At 52.1% G+C, this 10674-nt stretch carries 11 protein-coding genes and 2 tRNA genes; 11 read left to right on the top strand and 2 right to left on the bottom strand.

Annotated elements, in window-relative coordinates:
• Positions 1-119: 119 nt before the first annotated feature.
• Both BEB42_RS18065 and BEB42_RS18060 read left to right on the top strand, forming a co-directional pair.
• Positions 120-196 (top strand) — tRNA-Asp (locus tag BEB42_RS18065).
• Between the two features lie 8 nt (positions 197-204).
• Positions 205-280 (top strand) — tRNA-Trp (locus tag BEB42_RS18060).
• Between the two features lie 95 nt (positions 281-375).
• Here BEB42_RS18060 and hdfR read toward each other — a convergent pair.
• Entirely contained in the window at positions 376-1215 is an 840-nt protein-coding gene (gene hdfR, locus BEB42_RS18055; protein WP_000379254.1) for an HTH-type transcriptional regulator HdfR, read from the bottom strand.
• 118 nt (positions 1216-1333) lie between these two features.
• Between hdfR and maoP the strand changes: the two genes are divergently transcribed.
• Positions 1334-1672, top strand: coding sequence for a macrodomain Ori organization protein MaoP (maoP, locus tag BEB42_RS18050; RefSeq protein ID WP_000841001.1), 339 nt, complete (start codon positions 1334-1336; stop codon positions 1670-1672).
• Positions 1673-1696: 24 nt separating this feature from the next.
• Here the strand turns inward: maoP and BEB42_RS18045 are convergent, their stop codons facing one another.
• Positions 1697-3217: a YifB family Mg chelatase-like AAA ATPase gene (locus BEB42_RS18045; protein WP_074500961.1), complete on the bottom strand. Its 1521-nt coding sequence runs from the start codon at positions 3215-3217 to the stop codon at positions 1697-1699.
• 352 nt (positions 3218-3569) lie between these two features.
• Between BEB42_RS18045 and ilvL the strand changes: the two genes are divergently transcribed.
• The 8 genes from ilvL (at position 3570) to BEB42_RS18000 (ending at position 10670) form a co-directional block, all read left to right on the top strand.
• A complete protein-coding gene (gene ilvL, locus BEB42_RS18035) occupies positions 3570-3668 on the top strand; it encodes an ilv operon leader peptide (protein WP_001311244.1) in 99 nt (32 codons plus the stop codon).
• Between the two features lie 86 nt (positions 3669-3754).
• Positions 3755-3805, top strand: a complete 51-nt coding sequence (gene ilvX, locus BEB42_RS18030) for a peptide IlvX (protein WP_001387183.1) — start codon at positions 3755-3757, stop codon at positions 3803-3805.
• 2 nt (positions 3806-3807) lie between these two features.
• Positions 3808-5454: an acetolactate synthase 2 catalytic subunit gene (gene ilvG, locus BEB42_RS18025; RefSeq protein WP_001012587.1), complete on the top strand. Its 1647-nt coding sequence runs from the start codon at positions 3808-3810 to the stop codon at positions 5452-5454.
• Positions 5451-5714: an acetolactate synthase 2 small subunit gene (ilvM, locus tag BEB42_RS18020; RefSeq protein WP_000983255.1), complete on the top strand. Its 264-nt coding sequence runs from the start codon at positions 5451-5453 to the stop codon at positions 5712-5714. The genes ilvG and ilvM overlap by 4 nt, the downstream gene beginning before the upstream one ends.
• Before the next feature lie 19 nt (positions 5715-5733).
• Positions 5734-6663, top strand: a complete 930-nt coding sequence (ilvE, locus tag BEB42_RS18015; protein ID WP_000208520.1) for a branched-chain-amino-acid transaminase — start codon at positions 5734-5736, stop codon at positions 6661-6663.
• Between the two features lie 64 nt (positions 6664-6727).
• Positions 6728-8578, top strand: coding sequence for a dihydroxy-acid dehydratase (gene ilvD / locus BEB42_RS18010; RefSeq protein ID WP_001127378.1), 1851 nt, complete (start codon positions 6728-6730; stop codon positions 8576-8578).
• A 2-nt stretch (positions 8579-8580) separates the two neighbouring features.
• The gene (ilvA, locus tag BEB42_RS18005) at positions 8581-10125 is read left to right on the top strand and encodes a threonine ammonia-lyase, biosynthetic (protein WP_024218700.1); all 1545 of its coding nucleotides are present in this window, start codon (positions 8581-8583) and stop codon (positions 10123-10125) included.
• A 71-nt stretch (positions 10126-10196) separates the two neighbouring features.
• On the top strand, positions 10197-10670 hold the full coding sequence (locus tag BEB42_RS18000; RefSeq protein WP_000476904.1) for a hypothetical protein: 474 nt from the start codon (positions 10197-10199) through the stop codon (positions 10668-10670).
• The last annotated feature ends 4 nt before the right edge of the window (positions 10671-10674 follow it).

Raw genomic sequence — 10674 nt, 5'->3', positions numbered from 1 at the left:
GTGAAACGCCGTAGCGCCGATGGTAGTGTGGGGTCTCCCCATGCGAGAGTAGGGAACTGCCAGGCATCAAATTAAGCAGTAAGCCGGTCATAAAACCGGTGGTTGTAAAAGAATTCGGTGGAGCGGTAGTTCAGTCGGTTAGAATACCTGCCTGTCACGCAGGGGGTCGCGGGTTCGAGTCCCGTCCGTTCCGCCACCCTAATTAGGGGCGTAGTTCAATTGGTAGAGCACCGGTCTCCAAAACCGGGTGTTGGGAGTTCGAGTCTCTCCGCCCCTGCCAGAAATCATCCTTAGCGAAAGCTAAGGATTTTTTTTGTCTGTAATAACCCTCTCCGAAGTAAATCTTTCCACCGGCATCCTTGCCAGTCATTCTGATTAATACACTTCATCCAGCACGTTAATTTTCAATAGATCACGAATCAACGCATTTTTATCGCTATTTTGCAGCCATATAGCATAAAGCGGCCGTGAAAGTGTTGTGCTATCGACAACGGTATGCAGACCGCCTTTTTTACGCGCCCAACTGACGGGTAGCCAGGTGCAACCATTAAGCATCGCAATCTGTTGCTGTGCCAGTTCAGCTGAACTCGTTGTCAGAATGGGAACTTCGTCAGCACCGATCAAACCTGCCTCATGCTGTTGAAAATCTGGCCCCCACTCTAATCGCAGATAGTTTAGATCTCCCTTTAGTTTAGAAGGGGCACTGGTATAAAGTGCTAAAGTGAAATACCCCAACAACTGACTGCTAAATTCGTCCATTTTGGGTGCTTCAGTAGTAATAAGAAGATCAAGCTGGCGTTCATGCAGCTGTTTTACCAGAGACTGCCGTTGGGCAATTCGCGCTTCGAACTGTAAACCTGTATGGGTATCCTGGTTTTGATACAAGCGTCCCAACCACTGATTAAGCATACATTCCCACAACGAGGCGCTGGCACCGATAGAAAACTCATTATGTCGTGAGGTATGCGCCACCTCCTTACGGGCGGCCTGCCAGGTACTCATGAGCGTTTCTGCATAGGGCAGTAGCTTTTCACCGGCAGCGGTTAAACGGATATTGTTTCTGTGGCGGGTGAAAAGGTTCACACCCAGTTGATTTTCCAGTTGTCTGATTCGAAAGCTCACTGCTGACTGGGTCAGATAGAGCGATTCAGCCGCTCGACCAAAGTGACGCGTTCGGCTAACTTCCAGGAAAGTTTTTAACAATTCCGTATCCACAGTGCTCTCCGCAAAATTATTTGTCGTTATGATTTAAATGTTTTGTTTTACACTCTGTCAAGCGTAACTAATACTCCGCGCCATAACTAGCTCGGTCAAAGAATTAGGAGCGTGCAGGATGGCGGAAAGCTTTACGACGACTAATCGATATTTCGACAATAAACATTATCCACGTGGATTCTCTCGTCATGGTGATTTCACCATCAAAGAGGCACAACTGCTTGAACGTCATGGTTATGCCTTCAATGAGCTGGATCTCGGCAAACGCGAGCCGGTTACCGAGGAAGAGAAACTCTTCGTAGCAGTATGCCGTGGCGAACGTGAGCCAGTGACAGAAGCAGAACGCGTGTGGTCCAAGTATATGACGCGTATCAAGCGTCCAAAACGTTTTCACACCCTTTCCGGCGGTAAACCGCAGGTTGAAGGTGCTGAAGACTACACCGATTCTGACGATTAATAAAAAGGGCGAAATGCCCTTTTTTTATGTCAGCAGTTTTTGCAGATGGATGAGCAAACGGTCAATGGCACGATAGCTAACTGCCTCCTGCAAATGCTGACGTGTGATAATGTCGGACTGATCAATATCAGCAATGGTTCGTGCAACTTTCAGTAACCGCTGCCAGGCACGAATCGATAACCCCAGATGGATCAGCGTTTCTTCCAGCCACTGCGCATCTTCGCTCTCAAGCTTGCAGAATTGGCGTATTTCCGGACTATCCAGCCAGGCATTCAGTTTATTCTGCCGCTTAAATTGGCGCTCTCTGGCGGCCATTACGCGTTGTTTAACGGTGGCGCTGCTTTCTCCCGGCACTACCGTTTTACTCAAAATGCCGGGTGGCGGTAATGGGATCTCCAGTGAGAGATCGAAGCGGTCGAGAAAGGGACCAGAGAGTCGGTTGAGATAACGCAGCGTTTGCTCTGGTGTGCAGCGGTTATGGTTTCCCTGATAATGTCCGGTAGGGCTGGGATTCATCGCCGCGACAAGCTGGAAACGGGCTGGATAGGTTATTTTTGCTCGCGTGCGTGAAAGATGGATCTGCCCGGATTCAATCGGCTCTCGCAAGGCATCCAGTGTACGCCGTTCAAATTCAGGTAGCTCATCAAGAAAAAGCACGCCGTTATGCGCCAGCGAAATTTCACCAGGCCCTGGAATTGCACCACCGCCCACCATCGCAGTTAACGACGCACTGTGATGCGGTGAGCGGAACGGGCGCTGCCGCCATTGTTTTTGTACTGATTCAGCATTTACCAGACTTAATATCGCAGCGCTCTCCAGTGCCTCTTCATTGCTTAAATCTGGCAACAGGCCATTAATACGGCTGGCGAGCATTGTTTTACCTGTTCCCGGCGGTCCAATCAGTAAAAGGTTGTGCCCGCCAGCGGCGGTAATTTCCAGTCCTCGCTTTCCTTGCTCCTGACCGACAACATCACTGAGATCATGTTGTAGCGCCCGGGATACTGCATTAGTTGGTTTCGGACGTTCGAGAGCGTGCTTACCTTCCAGAAACGCGCAGACAGCCTGCAGATGATCGGCTATCAGGCATCCTTCACCGTTAATTAGCCCCACTTCATCTTCGTTATCTTTCGCGACGATAATTTTTCTGCCCGACTTAATAGCTTCAGTTGCACTGGAGATTGCGCCGGGAACGCCACGCAGAGCGCCTGTAAGCGCCAGTTCTCCGACTAATTCATATTCATCTAACTTATTGGCTGTAAGCTGTTCTGAGGCCGTCAGTAACGCAATAGCGATAGGCAAATCATATCGTCCCCCTTCTTTTGGCAGATCGGCTGGAGCAAGGTTGATGGTGATTTTTTTCGCCGGATATTCATATCCGCTATTGATAATGGCGCTGCGCACGCGATCGCGAGCTTCTTTTACCGTTGTTTCTGGTAAGCCCACCATCGTTAAGCCTGGTAGACCTTTACTGATATGTACCTCAACAGTGATTGGGGGCGCATTTACTCCCAGGGCTGCGCGGGTATGAACAATTGACAGTGACATAAGCCCTCCTTGAGTCGCCATTATGTGCATAAGATATCGCTGCTGTAGCCCGCTAATTCGTGAATTTTAGTGGCTGATTCCTGTTTATTTGTGCAAGTGAAGTTGAGTTGTTCTGGCGGTGGAACGATGCTCGCAAAAATGCAGTGGACAAAGGATTAACTACGAGGAAGGGAACAACATTCATACTGAAATTGAATTTTTTTCACTCACTGTTTTCTTTTTAAAAAACAACAATTTCTATTGAAATTATTAAAGGCATCATAAAAATCGGCCAAAAAATATCTTGTGCTATTCGCAAAATCTATGGTAACTCTTTAGGCATTCCTTCGAACAAGATGCAAGAAAAGACAAAATGACAGCCCTTCTACGAGTGATTAGCCTGGTCGTGATTAGCGTGGTGGTGATTATTATCCCACCGTGCGGGGCTGCACTTGGACGAGGAAAGGCTTAGAGATCAAGCCTTAACGAACTAAGACCCCCGCACCGAAAGGTCCGGGGGTTTTTTTTGACCTTAAAAACATAACCGAGGAGCAGACAATGAATAACAGCACAAAATTCTGTTTCTCAAGATTCAGGACGGGGAACTAACTATGAATGGCGCACAGTGGGTGGTACATGCGTTGCGGGCACAAGGTGTGAATACCGTTTTCGGTTATCCGGGTGGCGCAATTATGCCGGTTTACGATGCATTGTATGACGGTGGCGTGGAACACTTGCTGTGCCGACACGAGCAAGGTGCAGCAATGGCGGCTATCGGTTATGCCCGTGCTACCGGCAAAACTGGCGTTTGCATCGCCACGTCTGGTCCTGGTGCAACCAACCTGATAACCGGGCTTGCGGACGCGCTGTTAGATTCCATCCCCGTTGTTGCTATCACCGGTCAGGTATCCGCACCGTTTATCGGCACTGACGCATTTCAGGAGGTGGATATTCTGGGGTTGTCGTTAGCCTGCACCAAGCACAGTTTCCTGGTGCAATCACTGGAAGAGTTACCGCGTATCATGGCCGAAGCGTTTGATGTCGCCAGCTCTGGTCGTCCTGGTCCGGTTTTGGTCGATATTCCAAAAGATATCCAGTTAGCCAGCGGCGATCTGGAACCGTGGTTCACCACTGTTGAAAACGAAGTGACTTTCCCACATGCCGAAGTCGAGCAAGCGCGTCAGATGCTGGCAAAAGCGCAAAAACCGATGCTGTACGTTGGCGGTGGCGTGGGCATGGCGCAGGCAGTTTCGGCTTTGCGTGAATTTCTCGCTGCCACAAAAATGCCTGCCACCTGCACGCTGAAAGGACTTGGCGCAGTTGATGCGGATTATCCGTACTATCTGGGCATGCTGGGGATGCACGGCACCAAAGCGGCGAACTTTGCGGTGCAGGAATGTGACTTGTTGATCGCCGTGGGTGCACGTTTTGATGACCGGGTAACTGGCAAACTGAACACCTTCGCACCACACGCCAGTGTTATCCATATGGATATCGACCCGGCAGAAATGAACAAGCTGCGTCAGGCGCATGTGGCATTGCAGGGTGATTTAAATGCTCTGTTACCGGCATTACGACAGCCGTTGAATATCAATGACTGGCAGCAACACTGCGCGCAGCTGCGTGATGAACATGCATGGCGTTACAACCATCCCGGTGATGCTATCTACGCGCCGTTGTTGTTAAAACAACTGTCGGATCGTAAACCTGAAGATTGTGTAGTAACCACAGATGTAGGGCAGCACCAGATGTGGGCCGCGCAGCACATCGTCCACACTCGCCCGGAAAATTTCATCACTTCAAGCGGATTAGGCACCATGGGGTTTGGTTTACCGGCAGCGGTTGGTGCGCAAGTTGCGCGACCGAACGATACCGTCGTCTGTATCTCCGGTGACGGCTCTTTCATGATGAATGTGCAAGAGCTGGGCACCGTAAAACGCAAGCAGTTACCGTTGAAAATCGTCTTACTCGATAACCAACGGTTAGGGATGGTTCGACAATGGCAGCAACTGTTTTTCCAGGAACGATATAGCGAAACCACCCTTACCGATAATCCCGATTTCCTCATGTTAGCCAGCGCCTTCGGCATCCCTGGCCAACACATCACCCGTAAAGACCAGGTTGAAGCGGCACTCGACACCATGCTGAACAGTGATGGGCCATACCTGCTTCATGTCTCAATCGACGAACTTGAGAACGTCTGGCCGCTGGTGCCGCCTGGCGCCAGTAATTCAGAAATGTTGGAGAAATTATCATGATGCAACATCAGGTCAATGTATCGGCTCGCTTCAATCCGGAAACCTTAGAACGTGTTTTACGCGTGGTGCGTCATCGTGGTTTCCACGTCTGCTCAATGAATATGGCCGCCGCCAGCGATGCACAAAATATAAATATCGAATTGACCGTTGCCAGCCCACGGTCGGTCGACTTACTGTTTAGTCAGTTAAATAAACTGGTGGACGTCGCACACGTTGCCATCTGCCAGAGCACAACCACATCACAACAAATCCGCGCCTGAGCGCAAAAGGAATATAAAAATGACCACGAAGAAAGCTGATTACATTTGGTTCAATGGGGAAATGGTTCGCTGGGAAGACGCGAAGGTGCATGTGATGTCGCACGCGCTGCACTATGGCACCTCGGTTTTTGAAGGCATCCGTTGCTACGACTCACACAAAGGACCGGTTGTATTCCGCCATCGTGAGCATATGCAGCGTCTGCATGACTCCGCCAAAATCTATCGCTTCCCGGTTTCGCAGAGCATTGATGAGCTGATGGAAGCTTGTCGTGACGTGATCCGCAAAAACAATCTCACCAGCGCCTATATCCGTCCGCTGATCTTCGTCGGTGATGTTGGCATGGGCGTAAACCCGCCAGCGGGATACTCAACCGACGTGATTATCGCCGCTTTCCCGTGGGGAGCGTATCTGGGTGCAGAAGCGCTGGAGCAGGGGATCGATGCAATGGTTTCCTCCTGGAACCGCGCAGCGCCAAACACCATCCCAACCGCGGCAAAAGCCGGTGGTAACTACCTCTCTTCTCTGCTGGTGGGTAGCGAAGCGCGCCGCCACGGTTATCAGGAAGGTATCGCGCTGGACGTGAATGGTTATATCTCTGAAGGTGCGGGCGAAAACCTGTTTGAAGTGAAAGACGGTGTGCTGTTTACCCCACCGTTCACCTCATCCGCGCTGCCGGGGATTACCCGTGACGCCATCATCAAACTGGCGAAAGAACTGGGAATTGAAGTGCGTGAGCAGGTGCTGTCGCGCGAATCACTGTACCTGGCGGATGAAGTGTTTATGTCTGGTACTGCGGCTGAAATCACGCCAGTGCGCAGTGTAGATGGTATCCAGGTAGGCGAAGGCCGTTGTGGCCCGGTTACCAAACGCATCCAGCAAGCCTTCTTCGGCCTCTTCACTGGTGAAACCGAAGATAAATGGGGCTGGTTAGATCAAGTTAATCAATAAATACAAAAAATGGGACGGCACGCACCGTCCCATTTACGAGACAGACACTGGGAGTAAATAAAGTATGCCTAAGTACCGTTCCGCCACCACCACTCATGGTCGTAATATGGCGGGTGCTCGTGCGCTGTGGCGCGCCACCGGAATGACCGACGCCGATTTCGGTAAGCCGATTATCGCGGTTGTGAACTCGTTCACCCAATTTGTACCGGGTCACGTTCATCTGCGCGATCTCGGTAAACTGGTCGCCGAACAAATTGAAGCGGCTGGCGGCGTTGCCAAAGAGTTCAATACCATTGCGGTGGATGATGGGATCGCTATGGGCCACGGGGGGATGCTTTATTCACTGCCATCTCGCGAACTGATCGCTGATTCCGTTGAGTATATGGTCAATGCCCACTGCGCCGACGCCATGGTCTGCATCTCTAACTGCGACAAAATCACCCCGGGGATGCTGATGGCTTCCCTGCGCCTGAATATTCCGGTGATCTTTGTTTCCGGCGGCCCGATGGAGGCCGGGAAAACCAAACTGTCCGATCAGATCATCAAGCTCGATCTGGTTGATGCGATGATCCAGGGCGCAGACCCGAAAGTCTCTGACTCCCAGAGCGATCAGGTTGAACGTTCCGCCTGTCCAACCTGCGGATCGTGTTCCGGGATGTTCACCGCTAACTCGATGAACTGCCTGACCGAAGCTCTGGGCCTGTCGCAGCCGGGCAACGGCTCGCTGCTGGCAACCCACGCTGACCGTAAGCAGTTGTTCCTCAATGCCGGTAAACGCATTGTTGAATTGACCAAACGTTACTACGAACAGGATGATGAAAGCGCACTGCCGCGTAACATCGCCAGTAAGGCGGCGTTTGAAAACGCCATGACGCTGGATATCGCGATGGGCGGATCGACTAACACCGTACTTCACCTGCTGGCGGCGGCACAGGAAGCGGAAATCGACTTCACCATGAGTGATATCGATAAGCTCTCCCGCAAAGTACCGCAGCTGTGTAAAGTCGCGCCGAGCACCCAGAAATACCATATGGAAGATGTTCACCGTGCTGGTGGTGTTATCGGTATTCTCGGCGAACTGGATCGCGCGGGGTTACTGAACCGTGATGTGAAAAACGTACTTGGCCTGACGTTGCCGCAAACACTGGAACAATACGACATCGTCGTGACCCAGGATGATGCGGTAAAAAATATGTTCCGCGCTGGCCCTGCGGGCATTCGTACTACACAGGCATTCTCGCAGAATTGCCGCTGGGATACGCTGGACGACGATCGCTCCAATGGCTGTATCCGCTCGCTGGAACACGCCTACAGCAAAGACGGCGGTCTGGCGGTGCTCTACGGTAATTTCGCAGAAAACGGCTGCATTGTGAAAACCGCGGGCGTCGATGACAGCATCCTCAAATTCACCGGCCCGGCGAAAGTGTACGAAAGCCAGGACGACGCGGTAGAAGCGATCCTCGGTGGCAAAGTTGTCGCGGGCGATGTGGTGGTGATCCGCTATGAAGGCCCGAAAGGCGGCCCTGGCATGCAGGAAATGCTCTACCCAACCAGCTTCCTGAAATCAATGGGGCTCGGCAAAGCCTGTGCGCTGATCACCGATGGACGCTTCTCCGGCGGCACCTCTGGTCTTTCCATCGGCCACGTCTCGCCGGAAGCGGCAAGCGGCGGCAGCATTGGCCTGATTGAAGACGGCGACCTGATCGCCATCGACATACCGAACCGTGGCATTCAGTTACAGGTAAGCGATGCCGAACTGGCGGCCCGTCGTGAAGCGCAGGAAGCCCGTGGCGACAAAGCCTGGACGCCGAAAAACCGTGAACGTCAGGTTTCCTTTGCCCTGCGCGCCTACGCCAGCCTGGCAACCAGCGCCGACAAAGGCGCGGTGCGCGATAAATCGAAACTGGGGGGTTAATGATGGCAGACTCACAACCCCTGTCTGGTGCTCCGGAAGGCGCCGAATATTTAAGAGCGGTGCTACGTGCACCGGTTTACGAGGCGGCGCAGGTCACGCCGCTACAAAAAATGGAAAAGCTCTCGTCGCGTCTTGATAACGTGATTCTGGTGAAGCGCGAAGATCGCCAGCCGGTACACAGCTTTAAGCTGCGCGGTGCATACGCCATGATGGCGGGCCTGACGGAAGAACAAAAAGCGCATGGCGTGATCACTGCCTCGGCGGGTAATCACGCGCAGGGCGTCGCGTTTTCCTCCGCGCGGTTAGGCGTGAAGGCGCTGATCGTCATGCCAACCGCCACCGCCGATATCAAAGTTGATGCGGTACGCGGCTTTGGCGGCGAAGTGTTGCTTCATGGCGCGAACTTTGACGAAGCAAAAGCGAAAGCGATCGAACTGTCACAGCAGCAGGGCTTCACCTGGGTGCCGCCGTTCGACCACCCGATGGTGATCGCCGGGCAAGGCACGCTGGCGCTGGAACTGCTCCAGCAGGATGCCCATCTTGACCGCGTGTTTGTGCCGGTCGGCGGCGGCGGTCTGGCGGCGGGTGTGGCGGTGCTGATCAAACAACTGATGCCGCAAATCAAAGTGATTGCCGTTGAAGCGGAAGACTCCGCCTGCCTGAAAGCGGCGCTGGATGCGGGTCATCCGGTTGATCTGCCGCGCGTGGGGCTATTTGCTGAAGGCGTAGCGGTAAAACGCATTGGCGACGAAACATTCCGTTTATGCCAGGAGTATCTCGACGACATCATCACCGTCGATAGTGATGCGATCTGTGCGGCGATGAAGGATTTATTCGAAGATGTGCGCGCGGTGGCGGAACCTTCCGGCGCGCTGGCGCTGGCGGGAATGAAAAAATACATCGCCCAGAACAATATTCGCGGCGAACGACTGGCGCATGTGCTTTCGGGGGCGAATGTCAATTTCCACGGCCTGCGCTACGTCTCGGAACGCTGCGAACTGGGTGAACAGCGTGAAGCGTTGCTGGCGGTGACTATCCCGGAAGAGAAGGGCAGCTTCCTGAAGTTCTGCCAACTGCTTGGCGGGCGCTCGGTCACCGAGTTCAACTACCGCTTTGCCGATGCCAAAAACGCCTGCATTTTTGTCGGCGTGCGCTTAAGTCGAGGGCTCGAAGAGCGTAAAGAAATTTTGCAGATGCTCAACGATGGCGGCTACAGCGTGGTTGATCTCTCCGACGACGAAATGGCGAAGCTACACGTGCGCTATATGGTTGGTGGGCGTCCATCGCATCCGTTGCAGGAACGCCTCTACAGCTTCGAGTTCCCGGAATCGCCGGGCGCGCTGCTGCGCTTCCTCAACACGCTAGGTACCCACTGGAACATTTCGCTTTTCCATTATCGCAGCCACGGTACCGACTACGGGCGCGTACTGGCGGCGTTCGAGCTTGGCGACCACGAACCGGATTTCGAAACCCGGCTAAATGAGCTGGGCTACGATTGCCACGACGAAACCCATAACCCGGCGTTCAGGTTCTTTTTGGCGGGTTAAACACATGGCTCCCTAATGAACGTCTTCATTAGGGAGTTATACTACGTGATGAAATAAAAGGATTTATTGTCATGTTTAAACGCTGGGAAGAGAAAAAAGAGTTACCTGGAATCGATAGCCTGACCTTTGCGAATGGGACTGTCACCCTTTTAAACTGGCGGGAGTCTTTCGATAATTACACGAAAGAGAAGAAAGCCTGGTGTACTCCTTTGTGTGATACATCCTTCTCCAGTATTGAAAAATACGATTCTGATTGCTGGGTTCCCGTCGACTACTGGACATTTACTGAGTATAAAGGCGGGAAAATCTACGGCGGTGATGGAACGATGGGAAACGAGGGATCGTTGGTATATATAGATGCTGATAATAATTTTGTCTGGGGATTCTTTTTTACCCAGACTAACCCAATAAGCTTTATTTCTGTTAGCAATGATATTTTGATGGCAATTAACGAACATTCAGAGTTAAAACTGATAATCAATTTAAGTAATTTAACAGAAATTGAAGTGGAGGTTGTTATGTTTCCAAATCGTGTTTCGGTTTAAGTTT

Source organism: Escherichia sp. MOD1-EC5990 (assembly GCF_002965285.1).
Taxonomy (GTDB): domain Bacteria; phylum Pseudomonadota; class Gammaproteobacteria; order Enterobacterales; family Enterobacteriaceae; genus Escherichia; species Escherichia coli_F.
Note: the sequence above shows the minus strand (reverse complement) of the source record. Positions and strands in the feature narration are given on the sequence as shown.

Excerpts from the sequence above, each read along its gene's own strand:
- ilvD (WP_001127378.1), top strand. The coding sequence starts at position 6,728 with ATGCCTAAGTACCGTTCCGCCACCACCACTCATGGTCGTAATATGGCG.
- BEB42_RS18000 (WP_000476904.1), top strand. The coding sequence starts at position 10,197 with ATGTTTAAACGCTGGGAAGAGAAAAAAGAGTTACCTGGAATCGATAGC.
- ilvM (WP_000983255.1), top strand. The coding sequence starts at position 5,451 with ATGATGCAACATCAGGTCAATGTATCGGCTCGCTTCAATCCGGAAACC.
- maoP (WP_000841001.1), top strand. The coding sequence starts at position 1,334 with ATGGCGGAAAGCTTTACGACGACTAATCGATATTTCGACAATAAACAT.
- ilvE (WP_000208520.1), top strand. The coding sequence starts at position 5,734 with ATGACCACGAAGAAAGCTGATTACATTTGGTTCAATGGGGAAATGGTT.
- BEB42_RS18045 (WP_074500961.1), bottom strand. The coding sequence starts at position 3,217 with ATGTCACTGTCAATTGTTCATACCCGCGCAGCCCTGGGAGTAAATGCG.
- ilvL (WP_001311244.1), top strand. The coding sequence starts at position 3,570 with ATGACAGCCCTTCTACGAGTGATTAGCCTGGTCGTGATTAGCGTGGTG.
- ilvG (WP_001012587.1), top strand. The coding sequence starts at position 3,808 with ATGAATGGCGCACAGTGGGTGGTACATGCGTTGCGGGCACAAGGTGTG.
- ilvA (WP_024218700.1), top strand. The coding sequence starts at position 8,581 with ATGGCAGACTCACAACCCCTGTCTGGTGCTCCGGAAGGCGCCGAATAT.